The organism is Streptomyces sp. JLBJ103 (assembly GCF_058215575.1).
In genome coordinates, this window is sequence record NZ_CM177089.1 from 4,793,027 (window position 1) to 4,818,475 (window position 25,449).

The 25,449-nt window shown below is 71.6% G+C and carries 19 protein-coding genes and 1 other RNA gene; 14 read left to right on the forward strand and 6 right to left on the reverse strand.

The window, feature by feature from the left end; translation table 11 throughout:
• The first annotated feature begins 242 nt into the window (after positions 1-242).
• The 3 genes from AC4BEG_RS21075 (at position 243) to AC4BEG_RS21085 (ending at position 3,496) form a co-directional block, all read left to right on the forward strand.
• Positions 243-1,370 carry an FAD-dependent monooxygenase gene (locus AC4BEG_RS21075; protein WP_490701299.1) on the forward strand — a complete coding sequence of 376 codons (1,128 nt, stop codon included), beginning with the start codon at positions 243-245 and terminating at the stop codon, positions 1,368-1,370.
• 112 nt (positions 1,371-1,482) lie between these two features.
• Complete coding sequence (locus AC4BEG_RS21080) at positions 1,483-2,424, forward strand: VOC family protein (protein ID WP_490701300.1); 942 nt, start codon at positions 1,483-1,485, stop codon at positions 2,422-2,424.
• 91 nt (positions 2,425-2,515) lie between these two features.
• Positions 2,516-3,496 (forward strand): helix-turn-helix transcriptional regulator, encoded by a 981-nt coding sequence (locus AC4BEG_RS21085; RefSeq protein WP_490701301.1) that lies wholly within the window; start codon positions 2,516-2,518, stop codon positions 3,494-3,496.
• A 93-nt stretch (positions 3,497-3,589) separates the two neighbouring features.
• Here AC4BEG_RS21085 and AC4BEG_RS21090 read toward each other — a convergent pair whose 3' ends face one another.
• The 4 genes from AC4BEG_RS21090 to AC4BEG_RS21105 form a co-directional block, all read right to left on the reverse strand.
• The gene (locus AC4BEG_RS21090; RefSeq protein ID WP_490701302.1) at positions 3,590-4,471 is read right to left on the reverse strand and encodes a carbohydrate ABC transporter permease; all 882 of its coding nucleotides are present in this window, start codon (positions 4,469-4,471) and stop codon (positions 3,590-3,592) included.
• The gene (locus tag AC4BEG_RS21095; protein WP_490701303.1) at positions 4,468-5,841 is read right to left on the reverse strand and encodes a carbohydrate ABC transporter permease; all 1,374 of its coding nucleotides are present in this window, start codon (positions 5,839-5,841) and stop codon (positions 4,468-4,470) included. Before AC4BEG_RS21095 ends, AC4BEG_RS21090 begins: the two co-directional genes overlap by 4 nt.
• Before the next feature lie 24 nt (positions 5,842-5,865).
• Positions 5,866-7,224 (reverse strand): ABC transporter substrate-binding protein, encoded by a 1,359-nt coding sequence (locus AC4BEG_RS21100; RefSeq protein WP_490701304.1) that lies wholly within the window; start codon positions 7,222-7,224, stop codon positions 5,866-5,868.
• Between the two features lie 243 nt (positions 7,225-7,467).
• Positions 7,468-11,409: an FHA domain-containing protein gene (locus tag AC4BEG_RS21105; RefSeq protein ID WP_490701305.1), complete on the reverse strand. Its 3,942-nt coding sequence runs from the start codon at positions 11,407-11,409 to the stop codon at positions 7,468-7,470.
• 503 nt (positions 11,410-11,912) lie between these two features.
• Between AC4BEG_RS21105 and AC4BEG_RS21110 the strand changes: the two genes are divergently transcribed.
• From AC4BEG_RS21110 to AC4BEG_RS21125, 4 genes are all read left to right on the forward strand, one after another.
• Positions 11,913-13,577, forward strand: a complete 1,665-nt coding sequence (locus tag AC4BEG_RS21110; RefSeq protein ID WP_490701306.1) for a serine/threonine-protein kinase — start codon at positions 11,913-11,915, stop codon at positions 13,575-13,577.
• A gap of 231 nt (positions 13,578-13,808) precedes the next feature.
• Positions 13,809-15,122, forward strand: coding sequence for a serine/threonine-protein kinase (locus tag AC4BEG_RS21115; protein WP_490701307.1), 1,314 nt, complete (start codon positions 13,809-13,811; stop codon positions 15,120-15,122).
• Between the two features lie 40 nt (positions 15,123-15,162).
• Complete coding sequence (gene prfB, locus AC4BEG_RS21120; RefSeq protein WP_490701308.1) at positions 15,163-16,269, forward strand: peptide chain release factor 2; 1,107 nt, start codon at positions 15,163-15,165, stop codon at positions 16,267-16,269.
• 289 nt (positions 16,270-16,558) lie between these two features.
• Positions 16,559-17,287, forward strand: a complete 729-nt coding sequence (locus AC4BEG_RS21125; protein WP_490701309.1) for a hypothetical protein — start codon at positions 16,559-16,561, stop codon at positions 17,285-17,287.
• Between the two features lie 131 nt (positions 17,288-17,418).
• Here the strand turns inward: AC4BEG_RS21125 and AC4BEG_RS21130 are convergent, their stop codons facing one another.
• Positions 17,419-17,622 (reverse strand): hypothetical protein, encoded by a 204-nt coding sequence (locus tag AC4BEG_RS21130; RefSeq protein WP_490701310.1) that lies wholly within the window; start codon positions 17,620-17,622, stop codon positions 17,419-17,421.
• A 328-nt stretch (positions 17,623-17,950) separates the two neighbouring features.
• On the opposite strand from AC4BEG_RS21130, the gene ftsE reads away from it, so the two are divergent.
• The 5 genes from ftsE (at position 17,951) to ssrA (ending at position 21,825) form a co-directional block, all read left to right on the forward strand.
• Positions 17,951-18,640, forward strand: a complete 690-nt coding sequence (ftsE, locus tag AC4BEG_RS21135) for a cell division ATP-binding protein FtsE (RefSeq protein WP_176182652.1) — start codon at positions 17,951-17,953, stop codon at positions 18,638-18,640.
• A gap of 9 nt (positions 18,641-18,649) precedes the next feature.
• Positions 18,650-19,564: a permease-like cell division protein FtsX gene (gene ftsX, locus AC4BEG_RS21140; protein WP_201876999.1), complete on the forward strand. Its 915-nt coding sequence runs from the start codon at positions 18,650-18,652 to the stop codon at positions 19,562-19,564.
• Positions 19,565-19,632: 68 nt separating this feature from the next.
• On the forward strand, positions 19,633-20,838 hold the full coding sequence (locus tag AC4BEG_RS21145; protein WP_490701311.1) for a S41 family peptidase: 1,206 nt from the start codon (positions 19,633-19,635) through the stop codon (positions 20,836-20,838).
• A gap of 18 nt (positions 20,839-20,856) precedes the next feature.
• On the forward strand, positions 20,857-21,336 hold the full coding sequence (gene smpB / locus AC4BEG_RS21150; protein WP_490701312.1) for an SsrA-binding protein SmpB: 480 nt from the start codon (positions 20,857-20,859) through the stop codon (positions 21,334-21,336).
• 119 nt (positions 21,337-21,455) lie between these two features.
• Positions 21,456-21,825, forward strand: a transfer-messenger RNA (tmRNA) gene (ssrA, locus tag AC4BEG_RS21155).
• Between the two features lie 61 nt (positions 21,826-21,886).
• Here ssrA and AC4BEG_RS21160 read toward each other — a convergent pair.
• On the reverse strand, positions 21,887-22,783 hold the full coding sequence (locus AC4BEG_RS21160; RefSeq protein WP_490701313.1) for a DUF2867 domain-containing protein: 897 nt from the start codon (positions 22,781-22,783) through the stop codon (positions 21,887-21,889).
• Positions 22,784-22,834: 51 nt separating this feature from the next.
• On the opposite strand from AC4BEG_RS21160, the gene AC4BEG_RS21165 reads away from it, so the two are divergent.
• Complete coding sequence (locus tag AC4BEG_RS21165) at positions 22,835-23,440, forward strand: TetR/AcrR family transcriptional regulator (protein WP_490701314.1); 606 nt, start codon at positions 22,835-22,837, stop codon at positions 23,438-23,440.
• Between the two features lie 59 nt (positions 23,441-23,499).
• Complete coding sequence (gene dacB, locus AC4BEG_RS21170; RefSeq protein WP_490701315.1) at positions 23,500-25,083, forward strand: D-alanyl-D-alanine carboxypeptidase/D-alanyl-D-alanine endopeptidase; 1,584 nt, start codon at positions 23,500-23,502, stop codon at positions 25,081-25,083.
• Positions 25,084-25,449 lie beyond the last annotated feature (366 nt).

A 25,449-nucleotide genomic window follows, 5' to 3' on the forward strand; every position in this document is an offset into this window, starting at 1 on the left:
GGTCGACGCGGCGCGAATGGTTCTCACACCATCATCTGAACGTCTATCGGATGAGGCGACGACGTGCGGGGCACCCCCAAAAGCCCCCCGTTCGGCCCAACGCCGCCGGTCGCCGCTCGCCCCGACCCCCGCCGCCGGCGCGGCAACCCCTTGCCGACAGTGGATGGCCGCCGCCCGATTCGGACAAGGCGGAGCGCCGACGCGCCCTACGGTTCGAAGAAATCGGTGCTCTGGAGGCGTACATGGACAGCTGTCTCGGTGCGCGGACGGCCGTGATCGTGGGGGCGGGCGTGGCTGGTCTGACAGCGGCCACGGCCCTGGCACGCGAGGGATGGCAGGTGGAGATCGCCGAGGTCGGCCCGGCGGAGGCGACTTCTGGATGGGGGTTGTGCCTGACCGGTCCTGCGCTGCGCGCGCTGGACGAGCTGGGTCTTGTGGACGCATGTCTGGCCGAGGGCTACGGCATGAGCACGATCACGCACGTGGACGTGAACGGCGAGCCCGCGGGCGAGGTCCGGTTGTCGCGCCTGATCGGTGCGCGGCGCCCGGCGATGGTCGGTATCGCGCGCCCCGTACTGCACCGCATCCTGTATGCGGAAGCCGAGCGGTGCGGTGCGGTGGTACGCCACGGAGTGACGGTTGCCGCGGTGGATCAGGAGCGGGAGCTGGTCCGCGTGCGGTTGTCGGACGGGACGGTCCGGCAGGTCGCGCTGCTGGTGGGCGCGGACGGGATCCGCTCGTCGACGCGGGGCCTGCTGGGGCTTGAGACCTCGCTCGACTTTCACGGACAGATGGTCTGGAGGGCCCTGGTGCCCCGCCCGCAGTGGGCCACCGGGATCCATCAGTTCGCCGGGAAGGCCGACACGGCCGGCCTTGTGCCCCTCTCGGGCAGGCAGGCGTACGTGTTCCTGACGGAGAACGGAGTGGAGCGGAGCGTCCTGCCCGATGCCGAACTCGCACCGCGCCTGCGGCAACTGCTGGAGGCATTCCCGGGCCGGGTGGAGGAGCTCCGCTCCCTGGTGTCCGGGGCGGAATCGGTGGTGCGCCGCCCGGTGCTGACGGCGCTCCTGGAGGGCGCCTGGAACCGGGGCAACGGCGTGGTGATCGGTGACGCCGCGCACGCGCCCGCACCGCAGATGGCCAGTGGCGCCGCCCTGGCCGTCGAGGACGGGCTCGTGCTGGCCCGGGAACTCGGGCGGCACGAGTCCGTAGGCGCGGGGCTCCAGGCGTTCGTCAGCCGGCGCACGCAGCGGTGCCGAACGCTCGTGGAGACCTCGGTGGCGATCGTCGGCCTGGAGCGGGCGCAGCGCCACCACGAGGCGTATCCGCTGGTCGATTCCTGCCACCGGCTCATGGCCGAGCCCGCGTGACCATCCGGTGCGAAGGCCGCCGGCCACCTGGGCGAAGGGCCCGTGCTGCCCACCGTTCTCGACCGGCTGACCGAACGACTGGACTGACCAGCGCGGCTTGAGGGAGTGCACCATGAGCAACAGCAGTCTGATCACCCACCTGCGGCACATCGATGTCGCCATGCCGAACTTCGCCGAGCAGCGCCGGTTCTACACCGAGCTGTGGGGACTGACGGAGACCGCCGGTGACACCGGTGTCTCGTTTCTGGCGGCCGAAGGCTCCCCGGAGCAGTATGTGGTGCGGCTGCGCGAGGACGCCCACAAGCGCACCGACCTCATCGCCTTCGGTGCCGCCGGCGCCGACGATGTCGACACCCTGGCCGCACAACTGATCGCGCAGGGCGTGCGGTTGGTTCACGAGCCGAAATCGCTGGACACTCCCGGGGGCGGCTACGCGGTCCGCTTCTTCGACAACGAGGGCCGCGTGGTCGAGGTCTCCGCCGACGTCTCCGCCCGTCGGCACCGCAAGGTCGAGGCCCGCGAGCCGGTCCCCGTGCGCCTCTCCCATGTGCTGATGAACTCTCCCACCCCGGAGGCCACAGTGGCCTGGTACATCAAGCACCTGGGGTTCCGTCTCTCGGACACGATGTGTCTGGGCGACCGCGGCGAGATCATGTGGTTTCTGCGGTGCAACACCTTTCACCACAGCTTCGGCATTGTGCGCGGGCCGCACGCGGCCTTCCACCACGCCTCCTTCGAGATGCGCGGAATCGACGAGTTCATGCGCGGCACGGGCCGGATGCGGCGCCTGGGCATCGAGTGGCTGTGGGGACCGGGGCGGCACCGTGCCGGTGACAACTCCTTCAGCTACTTCCTCGACCGGGCCGGCAACACCGTCGAGTACACCACCGAGCTGGAGATCCTGGACGAGGACACCTGGCACCCTCACATCTTCGACCTGCGCGATCCCACCAACGCGGATCAGTGGGGCACGGCCGACGAGATGGATGAGTTCATCGCCGCCAAGTCCCACAACGACGTCGACCCGGGGCTGTTTATCGCCCCGCCGATGTGAGCGGAGAGCCCCGTGGAGCCTCTGCGTCGCACCCGGCTCGCCGCCGACCGCCATGGCTGACAATAGAGCTTCAGGGAGGTGACCCCACATCGTGCCGACGCCGCTGCGCAACCACCTCATCACCAGATCCCGGAACCCCGTCGACCTGCTCAACGCCGCCACCTGTCTGTTCGGCGGATCGATCGCCACATCGCCGCTGGACGAGCTGTGCGGCGGCGATCACGAACTGCGCGGCGTCGCCGCACACGACTTCGCGGTGGGCTACTTCGTCTCGCCACTCGATGTGCGCGTCGCCTCGGCCGGGGGCCGTAACCGCGGCTCCTACTTCGTCAACATCGGTGTCTCCGGTGCCATCTCGGCATCGTGCGGCGGCCGGCGGGCGACTCTCGACGAGGCGACGGCGGGAATCGCCAACCCCGGAGACACCCAGGAACTGCGGCCCCTGCCCAGCCGCCGGACGCGGTTCCTGGGCCTGCGGATCGACGCCGCCCTGGTCGACCAGGAATTCGCCGCGCTGACCGGGCATCCGCCGGTGTCCATTGTGCGCTTCGATTTCGCCCTCGACCTGGCCAACTCCAAGGGCCGGGCGGTGCGGCTGCTGGTCCGTTCCCTCCTCGAACAGCTGGACTCGGGAGATCCTCTGTTCCAGCGCGCGGAGCTGCATCGCAGCCAGCTGCGTTGCCTCGTCACCGCCCTGTTGCTGGCCCAGCCGCACTCGCACACCGGCGAGCTGCGCGACGGTCCGCAACCCGGCTTCCCGCGCCCTTTGCGGGCAGCCCTCGCGTTCATCGAAGCGAACCTCGCCGAGCGCATCAGCCTCGGCGGCATCGCCGATGCCGCGGGGTGCAGCCCGCGGACCCTCAGCTCCGTATTCCGCGGCCGGCTCGGACTTTCGCCCATGTCCTACGTCCGCAACCTGCGGCTCGACCGGATTCGTGAGGACATCCTCGCCTCCACCGACCCCGTCGGCACGATCGCCTACCGGTGGGGCGTCTCGCACCTTGGCCGCTTCGCCGGCGAGTACCGCGCCCGCTTCGCCGAACTGCCCTCCGACACCGCGGCCCGCAGGTAACCCGGGCTCCCCCTTCCCCTGGCTGCCCGCGGCCCGGCGCCCCCTGTATGGGGCGCCGGGCCGAGGAGAGCCGGAGGTCGGTTACGTCATCGGTTACTTCACCGCGCCCGCCATCACACCGGCCACGAACTGCCGCTGGAAGGCGAAGAACACCGCCAGCGGGATCACCATCGACACAAAGGCACCCGGACCGAGGATGTCGATGTTGTTGCCGAACTGCCGGACCTGCTGCTGGAGCGCCACCGTGATCGGCGGGTTGCCGCTGTCCGCGAAGATCAGCGCCACCAGCATGTCGTTCCACACCCACAGGAACTGGAAGATGCCGAGCGAGGCGATGGCCGGGCCGCCCAGCGGCATTACGACCCGCAGGAACAGCCGCAGCTCACCCGCGCCGTCCAGCCGCGCCGCCTCCAGCAGCTCACGGGGGATCTCCGCGAAGAAGTTGCGCAGCAGGAAGATGGCGAACGGCAGCCCGAAGGCGGTGTGGAAGAGCACCACACCCGTGGTGGTCTGGAAGATGCCCACCTCGCCGAAGAGCTTGGCCACCGGGACCAGGGCGACCTGCACCGGGACCACCAGCAGTCCGACCACCAGCAGGAACCACCAGTCGCGGCCGGGGAAGTCCATCCAGGCGAAGGCATAGCCCGCCAGCGCCCCGATCACCACCACCAGCAGCGTGGCCGGAATGGTGATCGCCAGGGTGGTCCACAGCGAGTCGGTGATCTGCTGGTTGCTCAGCAGCTTGTCGTAGCCGCTGAAGGTGAGCTGTCCGGGATCGGAGAAGACCTTCCACCATCCGGAGATGTCCACGTCCGCCGGATCCCGAAGGGAGGACAGCAGCAGTCCCGCGGTGGGCATCAGCCACAACAGGCCGATCAGCACCAGGGCGACCCGCGCCACCCCGCCACCGGCCCGCGCCGCGATCCGCGCGACGAGGGACCGCTTCGCACTTACGACCGTGTCCGCGCTGGTCATCGGCGGCTCTCCCTTCGAATGCGGCGGATGTTGAGGAACATGACGGGGAGTACCAGCAGCAGCAGAAGCACCGCGATGGCGCTGCCGAGGCCCTGGTTGACATCCGTCCCGAAAGACGACTGGAACAGCTGGAGCGCCAGGACGTTGGCATCGTCCTGTGAGGGGCCTGGGGCGATGATGTAGACCAGGTCGAAGATCTTCATCACGTTGATCATCAGCGTGACGACCACGACCGACAGCACCGGTGCCAGCAGCGGCACTGTGATCCGCCGGAACACCTGCCATTCGCTGGCGCCGTCCATCCGCGCGGCTTCCATCAGCTCCCGCGGCACCCCGGCGAGCCCCGCCGCGATCAGCACCATCGCGAAGCCCGCCCAGATCCAGACGTAGGAGCCGATGATGGCCGGAGTGACGAGGGACGGGCCCAGCCAGTCCACTCCGTTGTACGGCTCGGAGAAGTTCCAGGCGGGCAGCCGCAGTTGGGCCCCCTCCGCCGTGGCCGGAAGGGCGAACGTCCCGTCCGCCGCGGTGGTCGTCTTCGCCACCACCCTGCCGTCCTTGACCGCCTCGACCCTCAGGTCGGCCATCGCCTTCTCGCCCTTGTCGATGACGCCCTGCTCGCCCCGGCCGCCCCGGGTGAAGTCGAACCAGACCGTGCCGGTGACCTTCCCCGCCTCGGGCTCGGCCTTCTTGGCTGTCCCGGCCCCGCTGATGTCGTCCCGCTTGGCGGCCACCAGCGGGATCGAGGCCGGGGAGTTCGGCTTCGCGGTCGCCTCGGTGGTGTACGCCCCGCCCGAGGACTCGGTCAGCCCGGCGTCGGGGCGGGGGTGGGCCCCGGGGAACGGCGGCGACTCGGTGAAGGAGTCATGCACGCTCACCCACATGGCGTTCGCCACGCCCTTGTCCGGGTCCTGTTCGTAGACCAGCCGGAAGATGATGCCCGCCGCCAGCATCGAGATCGCCATCGGCATGAAGACGATCAGCTTGAAGGCGGTCGCCCAGCGCACCCGCTCGGTGAGCACCGCGAAGATCAGGCCGAGGGCGGTGGAGACGGTCGGGGCCAGGATCAGCCAGATGATGTTGTTCTTGATCGCCGTCTTGGTCGCGTCGTCGGAGAACATCTCCTGGTAGTTGTCCAGGCCGACGAAGCCGTTGCCGCTCGCGTCGAAGAAACTGCGGTAGACGGAGTAGCAGATCGGATAGACCACCAGCGCGCCGAGCAGGGCCAGCGCGGGCAGCAGGAACACCGCGGCCAGCCACGGCCGGGTGCCCAGCACGCCCTTCTTCTTTTTCCGGTCGCGTGTCTCGGACGGTGGTACGGACGGTGCCCGGCCAGGCGTGGCCGCGCCGCCCGCTGTCGCGGTCGACATGATGTGGATCTCCCGGTCGGGTCGTCAGTTCTGGTACGCCTTGGCCGCGTCGGCCTCCAACTGGCGCTGGATGCCTGTGACGTTCCTCGGGTTCTTGAGGAAGTCCTGGAGCGCCTTCCACTCGCCCTGGGCCGGCTTTCCGCCGAAGGAGGCCGGAGCCTGGTCGGACATGTCGAACCGGAAGTCATTGCCCGCCGAGATCAGCGCCTTGGCGATGCCGCGCAGCGGCGCGTTGGGGTAGGCGCTGAGGTCGAGAGACTTGTTCGCCGAGATGAAACCCCCGGAACCGGCCCAGATATGGGCCGCGTCGGGCGAGGCGAGGAAGGTCAGCAGCGCCTGCGACGCCTTGCTCCGCTTCAGCGCCACGGCCGCGTCGCCACCGGTGACCACCGGGGGCTTCGCACCCACCGCGGGGAAGGGGAACACCTTGGCGTCGTGGCCGAGTTCCGCGCCCGCGTCGGCCACGTTGGCCGCGACGAAGTCGCCCTCGAAGACCATGCCCGCCTCCGGCTCCGCGGCGTTGGCGAAGGTCTTGGAGACCGAGTCCGGGAACGCGGTGTGCAGCGCGCCGTTCCGGCCGCCCGCCAGCAGCCCTTTGGTGCCCCACAGCTCGGCCAGTGTGGTCAGCGCCTTGGTGACGGACGGGTCGGTCCACTTGATCTTGTGCTGCGCCAGCTGGTCGTACTTCTCCGGGCCCGCCTGGGAGAGATACACGTTCTCGAACCAGTCGGTGAGCGTCCAGCCGTCCTGGCCGCCGACGGAGATCGCGTCGGTGCCGGAGTCCGACACCAGCTGGGCCTGTGCGAGGAAGTCCTTCCAGGTCTTCGGCTCCTTCGCGCCCGCGTAGTCGAACGCCGAGGTGTTGTACCAGACCAGGGACTTGTTGCTGACCTTGAAATACACCCCGTACTGGGTGCCCTTCCAGGCGCCCAGATCACGCCAGCCCTTCGCGAAGTTCTTCTTCAGCTGCGCCTCGGTGGCCGCGTCGACCGGCTTGGCCCAGCCCTTCTGCGCGAACTCGCGGAGTACTCCGACCTGTCCGACCATCGCCACGTCGGGCGGCGCGCCACCGGCGATCTTCGAGCCGACGAAGGCCGACATGTCGTCGCCGCTGGGCACGAAGGACACCGTGGCCCCGGTGCGCTTCTCGAACTCCTTCAGAACCTTGGTGAAATTCTCCTGCTCAGTCCCTGTCCAGACCGCGGTCACCTGGAGCTTCTGACCCTTCAGGCTGGGCAGCCGCACGGTGACCGGCGGTGGACTGCCGCCTGCCGTGTCCCCGTCGTCACCACCGCAGCCCGCGGCGGTGAGCGTGAGCGCTCCCACCGACAGCAGGGCCACCGTGGCCCGAGTGGAACGCTTCGTACGAAGCGATGTGTGCATCCCCGTTTTCCCTCCGATGCCGACCGCCCCCGTGCGGCCGTGTCCCGTGCGTCAGTCCTACGCCCGGTAACCGAACGCCGCAATACCGCTTTCGGGTTCAACTCGGCGATCGTGACAGTGACGTGATGAAGAGTCAGATGCGTGTTGGACGAGAACGGGTCAGGGGGGTCAGAGGGGAGGATGGGAAGATCGACTCGGAAGGCCGGACAGGAACGGTCGGACGGAATCCTCGGACGGCGGCGGTCAGATCAGCGCGGGTGCGGTGGAGGCGTCCGCCGACTGCGCGGCGCGCTGGAGCGCACTGGCCAGCAGCGCCAAGTCCGTTGGCCCGTTGCCCAGTTCGCGCAGCGGCCGCCGGGTCGGCGGATCGCCCATCCGCTCCCATTCGAGCGGCACCACGGTGGGCCGCTGGGTCGCGGTCCGCGGTATCCGCCCGGTCACCCGCCCGGCCTGGAACGGTGTCACGGCGCCGCCCCGGGGGGCGAACAGCCGGCCCCGGCCGGGGGTGCGCTCCCCCGCGGCGGGCGTTGACGAGGCGGGGGTGCCGGGGGTGGCTCCGGACCCTTCCGGCGCGGTGCCGGGGACCGGTCCGGCGGCCTCCAGGGGCAGGGTCTCCAGGGCGATCCGGAGCCCGGCCCGCTCGACCGCCGCCGTCTCCGCGGTACGCTCCGGGCGGCCCGACGCCGCCACCAGATGCACTCCGAGCCGCGCCCCGTCCCGTGCGACGGCCTCCAGCGCCCGGACCACCGACCCGGCGGCCGGCCGCCCGGGACTGCCGAGCGCGGGGGCGACCAGCGCGTCGTAGTCGTCGACGAGCACCACGAGCCGCGGCAGCGGGCGCGGGCCGGCGGTGTGCCGCTGACCGGGCCCCGCGTGCAGATTGAGCGTATGCATGGTGTCACCGGACGGCGGATCGACGTCCCCGGCCACCCGCGGCGCCACCACCCGTGGCCTCCGCGGGTCCCCGGTGGCGGACCTGCCGGGCTCCGTACGGTCGGGCGTCTGCGCGCCGGTGGCCGGAGAGCCCGTGGCCTGCGGGCCGATGACCGGGCCGCTCGTGGCCGAACGGTCCGGTGCCGTGGGGCTGCCCGGCCGGTCGTCGGGGCCGTCGGGGCGGTCGGTGTGCCAGGTGGTGAAGTCCTGGGAGCCCAGCAGTTCGGCACGGCGCTTGAGTTCCGAGCTCAGCGCCTGTGCGAACTCCCGCATCCGGACCGGGTCGGAGGCCGCCAGATAGGTCGAGACATGCGGCAGGTCTGTGCACACCCGCAGCCCCTCGCCGCCGCCCGCCGTGCCGCCGCCGGACCCGGACCCGGGCCCGGACGCGGCCCCGCCGCCCGCGCCGTCGACCAGGACCAGCTCCAGCCGGTCCGGCCGCTCGGCCGCCGCGAGCGAGGCGGCCAGCGACCGCAGCAGCTCCGTCTTGCCGGTGCCCGCCGCGCCGTCGACCGCCAGATGCGGTCCGTCGGCGACGAGATCGACCGCAAGCGGGCCGTGCGGCCCGGCGCCGAGCACCGCCTGAGCCCGGCCGCCCGCCGGAACCTCGTCGGCCGCCGCGGCCCAACGCGCCAGCAGCGACGCGGGCGTGGCGCGGGCGAGACCCAACTCGTCCAGTAGCCGGGACGTGCCCGGCAGCGGGGTGGTCGGCAGACGGCCGGGGCCGTCCGTACCGCCGTACGCGGAGGCCGACGGACGCAGAGGAGCGAGCGCCCGCGCGAACCGCTCGGCCCACGCCCCCGACACCGCGTCCACCGTCACGGTGCTCGCGGCCCCGGTCGAGCCCGCCGACCCGCTGGCGCCGAACGCGTCGGTGCCGATGGGGTGGTGGGGGTCGTCGCGGTGCACGATCTGGAGACCCGTGGCCACATCACCGCTCAGCAGTGCGGCCACCCCGCAGGCCCCGAAGGCCGTGGACTGCGAGCGCGCGGCCTCGTAGCTCCGCCACAGCGGGGACGCGGGCGAGGCGACCGGGGCCTCGGACAGACTCACCAGATGGATTCCGGCGGCCGGACCACCGGTGGCCAGACCCGCGAACGTCTCGCGGAGCGCGGCCGGTCCGGGGTCGCCGTCGACGAGCACCACCGTGTACGGCCCGGAGTGGCGGGCCGCGGCCGAGGCCACGGCGGCGGGGGGAGCGTCGGCCCACGACGGTCCGAGCGGGCCGTCCTCCAGCCGCCGCGCCAACTCGGCCGCGCGCGCCGACGCCTGCTCGGCGTCGTAGGCGAGCAGCAACCGGCAGTCCTGCCCGCGCAGCGGGCGCACCTGGGGCAGCCAGCCCAGCCATGACCACTCGGCGAGCCGCTCCCCGGCGGTGCGGGAGCGGTCCGTGCTGATCAGGACGAGCTCCAGGGTGGCAGGCGAGTGCAGTGCCGCGAGCTGCGCCACCAACGACCGGGCGAGCCCGGCGAGTCGGGCACGCGGTCCGGCGAGACCCAGCGAACCCGCCTGACGCAGCGCGACGGTGACGGGTGCGGCGGGCAACAGCCTGCCGTCGGCCGCCAGCCGGTCGGCCGAGCCGAGCCGCACGGTGAGCGCGTCCGGATGGTCCGGGCCGCGCTCCCACAGCCGCGGTCCCGGGCCGAGCGCGGTCATCAGCACGGCGGCGGGATCCGGCCACCGCAGCTGCAACGCCTCCGCCTCGGCCGCCGCCCGCTCCGCCGCGCCCCGCGCGCCGCCGTCGTCACGCCCGTCGGCCCGCTCGCCCTTGCTCGCGGCGAACTGCCGTACCCAGGCCCCTATCCCGCGCCGCCGAGGCTGCGCCCCGGGTACGTCGAAGGTGTACGGGCGCGGATGCGCGTGCGTTCCGTCCAGCCGTCCGCCGTCACGCCGTCCGGCGGGGCGCTGGGCGGCGGGGCTCTGTGCGTCCGCGCGCCGTTCGCGCTCGGCGCGCGACCCGGAAGCGCCACGGCGCCCCGACGGGCCGCCGTGGTCGCCGGGCCCCCAAGGGCCGTCTGCCGTCCGGCCGGTGGCACCCCGGCCGTCGCGCTCGCCGGGGTAGGCGCCGGTGTCCCACTGCCCCTCGCCGCCTGGGCGGCCCCCAGCCGCCTGGCCGGACCCGCCAGCGCCCTCGGCCCCCCGCCCGCCGTCGGTCGCCCGGCCCGTCCCGGCCCTCGGGATCGCTTCGTTGGAGCCGCCGTAGCTCCCGCTGTCGCCCCTCCGGCCGGGGCCCTCGGGCCCGCCACCCGGGCCCCAGCCCGTTTCCGCCGCGCGGGAGTGGTCTTCGTCACGTCGGCCGGGCGCTCCCGGCCCATCCGGGCTGTGGCGTACATCACGCTCCCCGCCGCGTCCGCCCCGGTCACCTTCCGTGACCGGAACCCACCCCGCGCCGGGGTGGCGGGTGGGGGGTGTCCAGGTGCCCTCGGCGGAGTGGGTGGCGGGCGCGGGCGGGGCACCGGTCCAGGGGCCCTCCGCGTGGCTGACTGCACCGGTGTCCGGCCGGGGCGTGATCCGCAGATGGCCCTCGCCGTCCGGGTGGGCGGGGAGGCGGGGCGCGGCCGGGGAGGCCGCGCCGGGTGTCCGCAGCCGCAGCGCGGACTCGCCGATGCGCAGCAGCGCCCCCGGCGTCAGCGGCACCGGATGGGAGCCGACGGGGGCCCCGTCGGCCGCCGTGCCGTTGGTCGAGCCGAGGTCCGCGACGGTCACCCGGCCGTCCTCGGCGACCGTCACCGCGCAGTGCAGCCGGGAGACATCGGGGTCGTCGAGAGGGACGTCCGCCTCCGCGGAGCGGCCGACGCGGACCTGGCCGCCGTGGAGCAGATGGACCCCGCCCGCGTCGGGCCCGGCGACCACGTCCAGATGGACCGCGGCCTCGGCGACGGCCGCCTCGGGCAGCCCGGGGGAGCCCGCGTACGCCGGGGAGCGGTCGGGGTCGGCCGGGGCGTGCAGGGCGAGCACCGCGCCGTCGACCAGCGGCGGTTCGCCGAGCGCGCAGCGCTGCGGGTCCAGCCGCTCGGTCCCCGCGTAGAGCACGACCGTCCCGCCGCCCGAGCCACCGCCGCCCGCGCCCGCGTCGCTCCCGGCCGCGGCCACCGCCGTGGCCAGACCGCCGGCCACCGAGGCCAGGGCCGTGCCGACCGGGGCGGTCACAAGCACGTCCACGGCGCACACCGGCGCGTGGGCGGGGGCTGGATGGCCGGAACGGCCCGGGTGGGCGCTGCGCGGCCCGAGGACGGTCAGCCGAATCTGCATCGCCGTCAACGGTCCCTTCTGTCCGGGGGGCCGGGCAGGGGTGCCGATCCCCACCTCCGCCCCCAGGCCCTTCGGCACGTACAGGTCCGTACGGGGTCGTACGGGTCACGGAGCGTGAGCTCCCCGCCGCTCGGCGCTTCCGTGCTGCGTGCATCCTTGCACCTGCCGCAGACACTTCGCCCGCCGCCCGGCATTACATGATCTTGATTGGTCGGCTGGTCGGCCGAAAGTGGTTGATTGCGATCGGATCAACCGTGGTTTGCGCCGGACCGTGGCCCGGTACGTACCCGGCCGCAACCAACCGCTCGGATCGATCGTCTTCCCCCCGAGTCGCGCGGTGAGCGGAGAGCGGGAGACCGCTCCGGCTCCACTCGTGTGGTGATCAGTACGGAGGCCCGTCCGTCCCCATTACAGTGGGGCGGACGAGTACGACCCAGCGGACGAGTACGACCCAGCAGTACAGCGACGCAAGCGATGAAGACCACGATCAGGGAGCGCATGACGTGCGGCCGGTAGGCAGCAAGTACCTGCTCGAGGAGCCGCTCGGACGCGGAGCCACGGGCACCGTCTGGCGAGCCAGCCAGCGGGAGACGGCGGGGGCCGAGGCCGCCGTGGCCGGGCAGCCCGGTGAGACCGTCGCGATCAAGGTCCTCAAGGAGGAGCTCGCGAACGACGCGGAGATCGTCATGCGCTTTCTCCGCGAGCGCTCCGTACTGCTCCGGCTCACCCACCCCAATATCGTGCGCACCCGCGACCTGGTGGTGGAGGGCGATCTGCTCGCCCTGGTCATGGATCTGATCGACGGTCCCGACCTCCACAACTACCTGCGCCGCAACGGCCCCTTCACCCCCGTCGCCGCGTCCCTCCTCACCGCCCAGATCGCCGACGCGCTCGCCGCCAGCCACGCCGACGGTGTGGTGCACCGCGATCTCAAGCCCGCCAACGTGCTCCTCGCGGGCACCGGTGAGGGCGAGGAGATGCACCCGATGCTGACCGACTTCGGCATCGCGCGACTGGCCGACTCACCCGGTCTCACCCGCACTCAGGAGTTCGTCGGCACCCCGGCCTATGTGGCGCCGGAGTCCGCGGAGGGCCGTCCGCAGACGTCCGCGGTCGACATCTACGGCGCGGGCATCCTGCTGTACGAGCTGGTGACCGGCCGTCCGCCGTTCGCGGGCAACACGGCCCTGGAGGTGCTGCACCGGCATCTGAGCGAGGAGCCGCGCCGCCCCACCACCGTGCCCGAGCCGCTGTGGACCGTCATAGAGCGCTGTCTGCGCAAGAACCCCGACGAGCGCCCCAGCGCCGAGAACCTGGCCCGCGGCCTGCGCGTGGTCGCCTCGGGCATCGGGGTGCACGCCTCGCCCGCGCAGGCGGAGGCGGCGCTCGGCGTCGCCGCGCTGCTCGCGCCGGACCCGGCGCCCGCGCCGGTGCCGGACACCGCGCCAGCCGGCTCGGCCGACCCCACCCAGGCGCTGCCGACCAACGCGCCCTCCTACGACCCGGCCGCGGCCACCAATGTGCTGCCCACCACCGGGCCGGACGCCGACCCCACCCAGGTGATGTCGCCCACCGGCTCCGGGCCCGGCGGCCCCGGGGACGCCGATCCGACGCGCGCGATGCCGCCCGTGCCGCCCGGCAACCCCGGGGACGATCCGCACCCCTGGCAGAACCAGCTCCGCGCGGCCCGCGACCGCAATGAGCAGACGCAGGTCCAGTACCTCGACCCGAGCGAGGACCCGCTGCGCCGCCGCCCCCAGCGCCGCCCGGCGCCTCAGCAGCCGCCGCAGCGTCAGCAGCCGCCGCAGCGCCAGCAGCGCCGCCCGCAGCCGCCGCCGTACCAGCAGCCGCAGAACTACGCCCCGGCGCCGCACCACCCGCAGCAGCCGCAGCCGCAGCGCTACGCCCCGCCGCCGCAGCCGCCGCAGCCCGAACCGCGTCAGCCCCGGCAGCGCGGCTCCAACCCCAACCGGATGAAGATCCCGGGTCTGGGGTGCCTCAAGGGCTGTCTGTTCGTGATCGTGGTCCTGGTGGTGGGCTCCTGGCTGGTCTGGGAGTTGACCCCGCTCAAGGACTGGGTCGCCGAGGGCAAGAGCTACTGGGACGCCGTCTCCGGCTGGATCTCCGACGTCAAGCAGTGGATCTCCGACCTGGGCGGGCCGAGCTGACGGACCGACCGGCTGACGGACGGAGGTCGGCTGACGGACCGACCGGCTGACGGGACGTCCGGAACCGTCTCCGTTTCCGCTCCTCTACCGCCGACTTCGGAGATTTGTCGACATCCGAAGGGTGTTTTCCACCGCAGAAGTGACAGTTGGCGTGGTCTGGCGCACCCAACGCGCCAGTAGCCGCGTAGCTTTGTCGCCAACGTGCCCCCTGTCGGAGGATTCGGAGCAGTCTTGTCACGGAAGATCGGCAGCCGGTACACCGCGCACCAGGTCCTGGGACGCGGCAGCGCCGGCACGGTGTGGCTGGGCGAAGGGCCCGAGGGCCCCGTCGCCATCAAGCTCCTGCGCGAGGACCTTGCCTCCGATCAGGAGCTGGTCGGCCGTTTCGTACAGGAGCGCACCGCGCTGCTCGGCCTCGACCACCCCCGGGTGGTCGCCGTGCGCGACCTGGTGGTCGACGGCAACGACCTGGCGCTCGTCATGGACCTGATCCGCGGTACGGATCTGCGCACCCGGCTGGACCGCGAGCGGCGGCTCGCCCCGGAGGCGGCGGTCGCCATCGCCGCGGACGTGGCCGACGCGCTGGCCGCGGCGCACGCCGCCGGTGTGGTGCACCGCGACGTCAAGCCGGAGAACGTGCTGCTGGACATGCAGGGCCCGCTGGGCCCCGGCGGCTCGCACCCCGCGCTGCTCACCGACTTCGGTATCGCGCGCCTGGTCGACGCCCCCAGCCGGATCCGCGAGCGGCAGCCCGCCCGTAGCCAGCAGCAGGGCCAGGGCCGCTCGCCGAACCCGCACAGTGTCATCGGCACCCCGGACTATCTCGCCCCGGAGATCATCGAGGGGCTGCCGCCGCGCGCCAGCGTCGATGTGTACGCGCTGGCCACCGTGCTGTACGAGCTGCTGGCCGGGTTCACCCCGTTCGGCGGCGGCCACCCCGGCGCGATCCTGCGCCGCCATGTGACCGAGACCGTGGCGCCGCTGCCCGGGATCCCCGACGAGCTGTGGCAGCTGCTCCTCCAGTGCCTGGCCAAGGCGCCCGCCTCCCGGCTGCGCGCCTCCGAGCTGGCCACGAGGCTGCGCGAGGTGCTGCCGAGCCTGGTGGGATATCCGCCGCTGGACATCGACGAGCCCGATGAGCAGGCGGAGGAGGAGCGCGGAGGCGGCTACGAGGAGCCCGCCCGGCCCCCGGCCGCCGGGCAGCCGCCGCGGCGGCGCGGCGCGGTGCCGCTGGTCCCCGGCGCCGTACCCGACTCCAGCCGGGAGACCCACACCAGCATGCGGGTGCCCAGCGCCGATGAGCTCGCGGGCGGCGCCCACGGCACCGCGCGTGCCCCTCGGATGCACGGCCAGCGCCGGGCGGGCTCGGCCCGCAACCGGCCCTCGGAGGCGGTGCGCCGCCGCCGGGTGAAGGCCGCGGTGGTCTCGACGGCGGCGCTGATCGCGATCGCGGTGGGCGGATGGCTGGCCACCGGCGACGACGAGGGCGGCGATTCGCCCAAGGGCGGGGAGCACTCCAGCTCCCAGGACGCCGGGACTCGCTGACCGGGGTCGGTCAGTCTTCCGTAGCGGTTACGCTGGTGCCGTGGCAGTCGTCGATGTATCCGAAGAGCTGAAGTCCCTCTCCTCGACCATGGGGTCGATCGAGGCCGTCCTGGACCTCGAGAAGATGAGGGCCGACATCGCCGTGCTCGAGGAGCAGGCGGCGGCCCCGTCCCTGTGGGACGACCCGGAGAACGCGCAGAAGGTCACCAGCAAGCTCTCCTATCTCCAGGGGCAGCTGCGCCGGACCGAGGAGCTGCGCGGCCGTATCGACGACCTCGAGGTGCTCTTCGAGCTCGCCGACGCCGAGGGCGACGATGACGCCCGCGCCGAGGCCGAGGCCGAGCTCGAGGCCGTGCGCAAGGCCGTCGACGAGATGGAGGTGCGCACCCTCCTGTCCGGCGAGTACGACGCCCGGGAAGCGCTCGTCAACATCCGAGCCGAGGCGGGCGGTGTCGACGCCGCCGACTTCGCCGAGCAGCTTCAGCGGATGTATCTGCGCTGGGCCGAGCGCCATGGCTACAAGACCGAGGTCTACGAGACCTCGTACGCGGAGGAGGCCGGAATCAAGTCGACCACCTTCGCCGTCCAGGTCCCGTACGCCTACGGCACCCTCTCGGTCGAGCAGGGCACCCACCGGCTGGTGCGGATCTCGCCGTTCGACAACCAGGGCCGCCGTCAGACGTCGTTCGCGGGCGTCGAGGTGCTGCCGGTGGTCGAGCAGACCGACCACATCGAGATCGACGAGTCCGAGCTGCGGGTCGATGTCTACCGCTCCTCCGGCCCCGGCGGCCAGGGCGTCAACACCACCGACTCCGCGGTGCGGTTGACCCACATCCCGACCGGCATCGTGGTCTCCTGCCAGAACGAGCGCTCGCAGATCCAGAACAAGGCCACCGCGATGAACGTCCTCCAGGCGAAGCTGCTCGAGCGCCGCCGCCAGGAGGAGCAGGCCAAGATGGACGCGCTCAAGGGCGATGGCGGCAACTCCTGGGGCAACCAGATGCGTTCCTACGTCCTGCACCCGTACCAGATGGTCAAGGACCTGCGGACCGAGTTCGAGGTCGGCAACCCGCAGGCGGTGCTCGACGGTGAGCTGGATGGCTTCCTCGAGGCGGGGATCCGCTGGCGGAAGCAGCAGGAGAAGTAAGGCCGGGCGGTCCCCAAGTAGCCGCGTCGGCACGCTTTTTGGTCACAGTCCTGTACCCATGCATCACTCAAGGAAATGCATACGGGACATCTCGTACGGAAATGACCTTGACGGTGATTTCAGAACGGGGAAGGCTGACGCGCGGCATGCGTATGTCTTGGGGCGCGTGTGAACGGGGACCAGCGGACCGCCAGTTGCGGCGGTGACCGCGGATGATGACACCCCGGCGGCCGTGGCCCCGTGCATAGCTGCTCCATTGACGAGTACAGCTACTGGGGGTAGCAGGCAGATGACGAAGAAGACGCGGCTGCGGATTGCGCGCATAGCCGCCGGCGCGGTGATCGCCGCCGGTGCGTCGCTCACCGCCGCCGGCGCCGCATCGGCCGTGGGTGTGGACGTCGGTATCGGTGGCGTCGAAGCCTCGGTCAACGCCGATGACCAGGGTGTGGACGTCGGCGCGAATGTCGGCAATCCCGACCCGACCGACGAGCCCACGGACGACCCGACCTCGATTCCGACGGACCCGCCCACGGACGAGCCCACCGACCCGCCGACCGGCGAGCCGACGGACCCGCCCACGGACGAGCCCACCGACCCGCCCACGGGCGAGCCGACGGACCCGCCGACCGGTGAGCCGACGGACCCGCCCACGGGCGAGCCGACGGACCCGCCGACCGGTGAGCCGACGGACCCGCCCACGAGCGAGCCCACCGACCCGCCGACCGGTGAGCCGACCGACGAGCCCAGCTCGCCCGCCCCGGGCGGTGGCGGCGGCCACAACGGCGGCGACGACTCCAACACCTGCACGGTGGATCTCGACAGCACCAACTGCGACGACAACACGGACACCGACAACGTCGGTTCCAAGCCGGTCGAGCAGGGCAAGGCCAAGGAGCAGCTGGCCGAGACCGGTGCCGGTGAGACCACGTTCCTGCTGGTCGGCGCCGCGACGATGATCGCGGGCGGTATCGGTTTCCGCTTGATGCCGCGGCTGGTCAACCGCAACAACGTGGCCTGATCACAGACCGTAGGCACACTCGGACCTGATACTCACGGTCCGTAAGTACGGCGAGGGGCCCGGAGCGCTACAGAACTCCGGGCCCCTCGGTATGTCGCGGTATATCCGGGTGCGCGGGCGGCGACCGAACGTCACGCCGCGGCGGTGGCCACCTCATGGGCCAGCAGGGCCACCGCGATCAGCGCCACCAGCAGCGCCACCAGGGCGGCCGGCGTCAGTCCGCCGAAAAGGCCGTCCTGCTGCGCCAGGCGCTCCCTGCTTGCCCGGCAGACCGGGCAGCGGCCCTCGCTGACCGGGCTCGCGCAGTTGGCGCAGACGAGCCTGTCATACGTCATGCGCTTTCTCCTCCCGCACGGCGGTGCCGCAGTAGACACGGGCCCAACGCTCAGGGAAATCGGTTGGTTCCCCTTCCACTGTGCCAGCTTCCGCCCGGTTCGGCGCGTCCCGCACGATTCCGTGCCGCATCCGTACCGGTTCCGTGGCCAGATCGGATGGCCCAGCGGTCAGTTTGTCAACCGTTTGCCCCCAATAGTGCCGTGAATAAACGCACCAAGACGGATGGGCGCTGCGCGCTCGCACGCGGTTCGCGTATGGTCACGCTCACCGACGGGAGCCGCTCAGGCAGCTGCCCGTACCGCTACCCAGGTCGACCGTGGTGCTTCAGTGATCCGATTCGACAACGTATCCAAGACCTACCCCAAGCAGACCCGTCCCGCACTCCGGGACGTTTCGCTCGAGATCGAGAAGGGCGAGTTCGTCTTCCTGGTGGGCTCCTCGGGGTCGGGAAAGTCCACCTTTCTGCGGCTCCTTCTCCGAGAGGAGCGGGCCAGCCATGGCGCGGTCCATGTGCTGGGCAAGGATCTCGCGCGGCTGTCCAACTGGAAGGTGCCGCATATGCGCCGCCAGCTGGGGACGGTCTTCCAGGACTTCCGGCTGCTCCCCAACAAGACGGTCGGCGAGAACGTGGCCTTCGCGCTCGAGGTGATCGGCAAGCCGCGTGCCGCCATCCGCAAGACCGTGCCCGAGGTGCTCGACCTGGTGGGCCTGGGGGGCAAGGACGACCGGATGCCCGGTGAGCTCTCCGGCGGTGAGCAGCAGCGTGTGGCCATCGCGCGCGCGTTCGTCAACCGTCCGATGCTGCTGATCGCCGACGAGCCGACCGGCAACCTGGACCCGCAGACCTCCGTCGGGATCATGAAGCTGCTGGACCGGATCAACCGGACCGGTACCACCGTCGTGATGGCCACGCACGACCAGCAGATCGTGGACCAGATGCGCAAGCGCGTGATCGAACTTGAGAAGGGCCGTCTCGTCCGCGACCAGTCCCGCGGCGTCTACGGCTACCAGCACTGAAAGGACGCCATGCGCGCCCAGTTCGTCCTGTCGGAGATCGGCGTCGGTCTCCGCCGTAATCTCACGATGACCTTCGCGGTGATCGTCTCCGTCGCCCTCTCGCTCGCCCTGTTCGGCGGGTCCCTGCTCATGCGCGAGCAGGTGAGCACGATGAAGGGCTACTGGTACGACAAGGTCAACGTCTCGATCTTCCTCTGCAACAAGAACGACAAGGAGTCGTCCTCGGCCAACTGCGCCAAGGGGGCCGTAACGGAGGCCCAGAAGAAGGAGATCCGCTCCGAGCTCAAGCAGATGAACGTCGTGGAGTCGGTGCACTTCGAGACGAGTGAGGAGGCGTACAAGCACTACAAGGAGCAGTTCGGGGACTCGCCGCTCGCCGACTCGCTGACCCCGGATCAGATGCAGGAGTCCTTCCGGGTCAAGCTGAAGGACCCCGAGCGCTATGACGTGATCTCCACCGCCTTCGCCGCCCGACCAGGGGTGCAGGAGGTGCAGGACCAGAAGAAGCTGGTCGACGACCTCTTCAACCTGCTCAACGGCATGAACTTCGCGGCGCTTGCGGTGATGACGCTGATGCTGGTCGTCGCGCTGATGCTGATCGTCAATACGGTCCGGGTGTCGGCGTTCAGCCGCCGCCGGGAGACCGGGATCATGCGACTGGTCGGCGCGTCCAGCTTCTACATCCAGATGCCGTTCATCATGGAGGCCGCCATCGCGGGGCTGCTGGGCGCGGGCTTCGCCTGCGTACTGCTGGTCAGCGGGCAGTACTTCCTGGTCAACAACTGGCTGGTGAACAAGATCGACGTGATCAACTTCATCGGCTGGGACGCGGTGCTCGCCAAGTTGCCGCTGGTGCTGGCGATTGGGCTGCTGATGCCCGCTCTCGCCGCCTTCTTCGCGCTCCGCAAGTACCTCAAGGTGTGACATTCGCCCAGGGCGCCGTACCGGACAACCCGCCGTACGGCGCCCATGGGTGGCCTACACTCACCGGCATGTCGGGCCCGTCTTTGTTCGTCCAACCCCGCCGCGTTCGCCGCGGGGCAGCCCTGACATTGATCTTCGTGAGCGTGCTGGCCACCGGCGCTGCCGTCGGCTCCTGGGACGCCGAGGCGGAGAACGGACATGGCCCCGCGGCGGACCGGATACCGGCGCAGGCGGTCGTCGGCTCCGTGGAGAGCGACGAGGTGAAGGCGGCCGCGGCCGCCGCCCAACAGGACGGCAAGTCCGGCTCCCAGGCCGCCCGTGAGGTGGTGAGCCGCAGCGGCGACCGATGGGGCGCCGTCTACAGCGCCCGTGAGTACGAGGGATTCCGGCGCAACCTCAACGGTGCCTACGTGGGCACCGGGATCTCCGCCCGCCTGGGCCGCGAGGGCCGGATCGAGGTCGACCGGGTCCAGCCCGGCAGCCCCGCCCGCGAGGCCGGGATCCGGGCCGGCGACCGGCTGTTGACCATCGACGGCGTGCGGGCCACCGGGCGTCCCGTCACCGATGTGGTGGCCCGGCTGCGCGGCCGGGCGGACGGGCGGGCCGTGGGCACGCCCGTGACCCTCGGACTGCGGCGCGACGGACACAGCTGGCAGGAGACCCTGCACCGGGCCAAACTGGCCACCGAGCCGGTGACCGTGGACCGCATGGGCGGCCCGGACGCCGGCGCCGTACGCATCAAGGTCGACTCCTTCACCCGCGGCTCGGGCGAGCGGGTCCGGCGCGCCGTACGGCAGACCCCGGCGGGCGAGGGCATCCTGCTCGACCTCCGCGGCAACTCCGGCGGGCTGGTCACCGAGGCGGTGACCGCCGCTTCCTCCTTCCTCGACGGTGGTCTGGTCGCCACCTATGACGTCCGCGGTGACCAGCGCGTTCTCGACGCCCGACCGGGCGGGGACACCGCCAGCCCGCTGGTGGTCCTGGTCGACGGCGGCACCATGAGCGCCGCCGAGCTGCTCACCGGCGCCCTCCAGGACCGTGGCCGCGCCGTGGTCGTCGGCTCCCGGACCTTCGGCAAGGGCTCGGTGCAGATGCCCAGCGAGCTGCCGGACGGCTCGGTCGCCGAGCTCACCGTCGGTCACTACCGCACTCCGGCCGGTCGCAATGTGGACGGGGCGGGCATCTCCCCGGACCTGGCGGTCAAGGGCGACGACGGACCGGGCGCCGAGGCGCGGGCGCGCACGGTATTGAGTGGCCTCGGGGGCGGGTCCTAGTGCGACAATGTCTTCGCTATGGCTAAAGAGACGGGTCGCAAGCTGATCGCGCAGAACAAGAAGGCGCGGCACGACTACCACATCCTGGACACGTACGAGTGCGGTCTGGTGCTCACCGGGACCGAGGTGAAGTCGCTGCGCCAGGGGCGGGCCTCGCTCGCGGACGGCTTCGCCCAGCTCGACGGCGGCGAGGCATGGCTGCACAACGTGCACATCCCCGAATACAGCCAGGGGACCTGGACCAACCACGCCGCGCGGCGCAGGCGGAAGCTGCTGCTGCACCGGGCGGAGATCGACAAGCTGATCGGCAAGACCCAGGAGACCGGGCACACCCTCGTCCCGCTGGCCCTGTACTTCAAGGACGGCCGGGCCAAGGTCGAGATCGCCCTCGCCAAGGGCAAGAAGGACTACGACAAGCGCCAGACCCTCCGCGAGAAGCAGGACCGCCGCGAGGCGGACCGCGCGATCTCCGCCGCCCGCCGCCGCCAGCGGGCCTGACCCGTGCTGCCACAGCTGCTGCCACGGCGGGAATGATGTGGCCGCGTCGCGCGTTGTTCACCTATGATGGCTGCACGCACACCCCCTGCGGGGTGGGTGTCACCTTGAAAACACCACATGGGGATGATCGGTTTCGACAGCGGCTGTCGAAGCAGGGGAAGCGAGCCGAGGAAGCGGCAATGATCTCGTAAACCATATGTCGCAACCAATAATCGCCAACACCAAGAGCGATTCCTTCGCCCTCGCTGCCTAAGTAGCGACTTGCGAAGTGTCAGCCCGGGGATGTTCCCGACCCGGATCCTGGCATCAGCTAGGGAACTAAACCGCTAAGCCCGGTCACGGGGCGTAGCGGGAAAACAAACAGTGACTGAGCCCGTCGGAGACTTGTCCGTGTGATCTCCGGGGCCGAGAAAAGCACAGCGGACTGCGCTCGGAGAAGCCCTGTTTCCGCACCGGTGGACGCGGGTTCGATTCCCGCCATCTCCACGAAGACGACAGGCGACGTGTGCCCGCACAGCGGGCCACGTCGCCTTCGTCGTTTTGAACAGCCTCACCGACCCACTCGCAGCGCGCGTTCTCCGGCGCTCGGCGCGGCCAGCGCCAGTCTGCGGTGGGTGCGGCGGAGCATCATGCGGGCCATGACCGGGTGTATGTGTCTGACCACGCCGAAGTAGAGGCGCCCGCGTGCGTTGTGCGTCCGTACGACCGTGCTGAGCGTGACATGGCCGGACTCGACGAGGATGGACGCCCGGAAATCCAGATGCCCGGCGTCCTCGCCCAGCAGCACCTCGCCGTCCGCGCGGCCCTTGACGGGGAAGGAGGCGCCGCGCAGCACACCCCGCCATGCCTCCGGGTCCCGCTCCATCCCCGGGTGGAGCTCCATCCGCCAGGCGTCGGAGAAGTCGGTCCGCTCGAAGGCCGAGCGGGCCAGCCGGGCACCGGGCGGGACCGGTGCCGCGACGGGCCGGTCCCACAGCAGCCGGTGGAGCAGGCGGACATACGGCGACCAGAGGAGGGGAGCCCGGTGCGTTCCGGCCGCCACCCGCTCGATGTTGTCGAAGATCTCCTCCACCACGATGTCGTGCGCCCAGCGGATGGCCAGCGCCCACACCACTCGCTGCGCGCCGCGCTGCCGCTGTTCCAGTACATGGCGGACCCGGCAGCGGCCGGGATCCAGCGGCTCCACGGTCAGTTCATGGAAGCCGCCCTCGTCCGACGGGAAGTCGAACCGGATCCGTCGGCCCGGCTCGTAGGCGGTGACCGTGTAGCGGACGAAGCCGTGGCCGCCCTCGGCGCCGACGCTGAGCGGGCGGTCGAAGCGCATCGGCGGCCAGGCCGGGGTCGGCCAGATCGGATCGTGCTCGGAGGAGAGCAGGTCGAGCAGGGTTCCGACCGCTTCCGCTGGAGCATTGATGGTGCGTTCGTGGATGTTGCGGACCGTACGCATGGGTACCGTGCACCTCCATACGCTGCCGTATGTTTTACCGTACGGTACCGTATGGTCATGGTGGAGCGGCGAGCGAGGGCCCCCCGAAGCGGCGGCGCGAAGCGGCGGTTGAGCGTGGGGGACTGGGCGGACGCGGCGCTCACCGCGATCGGCGAAGGCGGGCTCGCGGCCGTCGCGGTGGAACCGCTGGCCGCCCGGCTGGGAGCCACCAAAGGCAGCTTCTACTGGCACTTCCCCCACCGGGAGGCGCTGATCGAGGCCGCGCTCGCCCGCTGGGAGGAGATCTCCACCGAGGCGATCATCGCCAGGCTGGCGAGCGAACCGGATCCCGAGCGACGGCTGCGCAGGCTGTTCGCGGAGGCGACCGAGGCCGTCTCGCGGGACCCGCTCGAGGTCTCGCTGCTGGCCACCGCCGCCCATCCGCAGGTCGCCGCGGTGCTGGAGCGGGTGAGCGAGCGCAGGATCGGCTATCTGGCACAGCTCTTCACCGAACTGGGCTTTCCGCCGGACGACGCGCGCCGCCGGGGCCTGCTGGCCTACGCCGCCTTCCTCGGGCACACCCAGCTGGTCCACGCGGTACCGCAGGCGCTTCCGGTCGACGAGGGCTGGACCCGCCATCTGGAGTCGGTCATCGCCACGCTGCTGCGCCGGGACTGACCCGCGGCGGCTGTGGGCGCACTGTCGCCGCGGTCCGCGGTACGGGATCCTCCCATGGCATGAGGAGACCCGAGAGTCGCGTGAACCGCCGTACGCGCGCCTGGATCTGGCCCGTTGTCATCGGGCTGGCCTGCACGCTCAGTTGGAGCTCCCCGGCCGGTGCGGATACCTCCCGCCCCGGACTCGGCGGGGCCATCGACACCATCCTCGACGATCCGGTGATGAAGGGCGGCGCCGCCGGAGTGGTGGTCGCCGACGCCGAGAGCGGCACCGTGCTCTACCGCCACCGGCCCGACGACCGGCTGATGCCCGCCTCCAACACCAAGCTGCTCACCTCCGCCGCCGCCATGGGGGTGCTCGGCCCCGAATACCGCTTCCGCACCGATGTGCTGACCGACGGCACCCGCCACGGCCGGGTGCTCCGCGGCGATCTGTATCTGCGCGGCAGCGGCGATCCGACGCTGCTCACCGCCGACTACGAGCGGCTGGCCAGGTCGGTCGCGGACGCCGGGATCCGCCGGGTGACCGGGCAACTGCTCGCCGACGACACCCGGTTCGACGCCCAGCGGGTCGGCCGCTCCTGGGCCGCCGACGACGAGTCGTCGTACTACGCGGCCCAGATCTCGGCCTTGAGCGTGGCGCCGGACACCGACTACGACGCGGGCAGCGTCATCGTCGAGACCTCCCCGGGCGCCCGGCCCGGCTCCCGGCCGACGGTCACGCTCACCCCGAAGACCTCGTACGTACGCGTGGTGAACCGCGCCACCACCGGTGCCGCGGGCAGCGGCAGCACCCTCACCGTCGAGCGGGGCCACGGCTCCAACACCATCACCCTCAGCGGCAGCGTCCCCGCCGGGGCGGCGCCCGCCAAGGAGTGGGTCAGCGTCTGGGAGCCCACCGGCTACGCCGCCGCCGTCTTCGCCGACGCGCTGGAACGGCACGGGGTGCGTGTCGCGGGGGGCACCCGGCTGGGCCGGGCCACCCCGGACGGCGCCCGGCCGCTCGCCGCCCACCGCTCCATGCCGCTGAAGCGGCTGCTGATCCCGTTCATGAAGCTGTCCAACAACATCCACGCCGAGGTGCTCACCAAGGCCATCGGCGACAAGACGGCGGGGCGCGGCACCTGGACCGCCGGTCTGGCCGGCGTCTCCGACTGGCTGAAGAAGCAGGGCGTGGACGTCGGCACACTGCGCCAGGTCGACGGTTCGGGGCTGTCCCGGATGGACAACGTGGCGGCCGGGCACTTCAGCGAACTGCTGCTCGCGGTACGGCACCAGCCCTGGTACGCCGACTGGTACGCCGCGCTGCCGGTGGCCTGCGCCCCCGACCGCCTCGTGGGCGGCACCCTGCGCTCACGGATGTGCGGCACCCCGGCCGCGGGCAACGCGCGCGGCAAGACCGGCACCCTGACCGGTGCCTCCGCGCTCTCCGGATACGTCACCGACGCGGACGGCAGGGAGCTGGTCTACAGCGTGGTGCTCAACAACTTCCTCGCGCCGTCGGTGAAGAGCCTGGAGGACGCGATCGTGGTCACGCTGGCGAAGTCCGGCAAGGACGGCGCGTCGGCGACCCGCCCCCGCGCCGTCCGCTCGGGCGCGTCCCAGAGCCTGGAATGCGCCTGGGCCAAACCGCACCCCTGCTGAGGCGCGCTGGGCGCCCCGAAGGGGCGCGGGGCTGTGTCGATGTGCGGCTCCGCCGCATGGGCGACCAGCCACGACGCAGCCGCGGATGAATGACGGCACCTCGCGCCACTTCCCGCGGAGCGCTTAGGTCCTGTCCTGTCGATTTCGTGGATCAGCCCGCGGCGTCTGGTGAGGGGGCACCTCCCAGCGGTAGCTGGGGGAGGATCGCAGGAGGGTCGTCCGCGTACTGGGCGTACTCGGAGGATCCCGACAACGCGGCGAGACGCGGTGCCAGGCGTCGCGGGCCCGCGAAGATCGGCAGGACAGGGCCTAGCCGGGCCGGGGCTCACCACTGGCCGAGGCGGGGCCGGGCGGCCGCGGTCCCGG

Bases quoted from the DNA above. Each gene is read 5' to 3' on its own strand.
- AC4BEG_RS21075 (WP_490701299.1), top strand. From the start codon at position 243: ATGGACAGCTGTCTCGGTGCGCGGACGGCCGTGATCGTGGGGGCGGGC.
- AC4BEG_RS21080 (WP_490701300.1), top strand. From the start codon at position 1,483: ATGAGCAACAGCAGTCTGATCACCCACCTGCGGCACATCGATGTCGCC.
- AC4BEG_RS21090 (WP_490701302.1), bottom strand. From the start codon at position 4,471: ATGACCAGCGCGGACACGGTCGTAAGTGCGAAGCGGTCCCTCGTCGCG.
- AC4BEG_RS21095 (WP_490701303.1), bottom strand. From the start codon at position 5,841: ATGTCGACCGCGACAGCGGGCGGCGCGGCCACGCCTGGCCGGGCACCG.
- AC4BEG_RS21100 (WP_490701304.1), bottom strand. From the start codon at position 7,224: ATGCACACATCGCTTCGTACGAAGCGTTCCACTCGGGCCACGGTGGCC.
- AC4BEG_RS21105 (WP_490701305.1), bottom strand. From the start codon at position 11,409: ATGCAGATTCGGCTGACCGTCCTCGGGCCGCGCAGCGCCCACCCGGGC.
- AC4BEG_RS21125 (WP_490701309.1), top strand. From the start codon at position 16,559: ATGACGAAGAAGACGCGGCTGCGGATTGCGCGCATAGCCGCCGGCGCG.
- AC4BEG_RS21130 (WP_490701310.1), bottom strand. From the start codon at position 17,622: ATGACGTATGACAGGCTCGTCTGCGCCAACTGCGCGAGCCCGGTCAGC.
- ftsX (WP_201876999.1), top strand. From the start codon at position 18,650: ATGCGCGCCCAGTTCGTCCTGTCGGAGATCGGCGTCGGTCTCCGCCGT.
- AC4BEG_RS21145 (WP_490701311.1), top strand. From the start codon at position 19,633: ATGTCGGGCCCGTCTTTGTTCGTCCAACCCCGCCGCGTTCGCCGCGGG.
- smpB (WP_490701312.1), top strand. From the start codon at position 20,857: ATGGCTAAAGAGACGGGTCGCAAGCTGATCGCGCAGAACAAGAAGGCG.
- AC4BEG_RS21160 (WP_490701313.1), bottom strand. From the start codon at position 22,783: ATGCGTACGGTCCGCAACATCCACGAACGCACCATCAATGCTCCAGCG.
- AC4BEG_RS21165 (WP_490701314.1), top strand. From the start codon at position 22,835: ATGGTCATGGTGGAGCGGCGAGCGAGGGCCCCCCGAAGCGGCGGCGCG.
- dacB (WP_490701315.1), top strand. From the start codon at position 23,500: ATGAGGAGACCCGAGAGTCGCGTGAACCGCCGTACGCGCGCCTGGATC.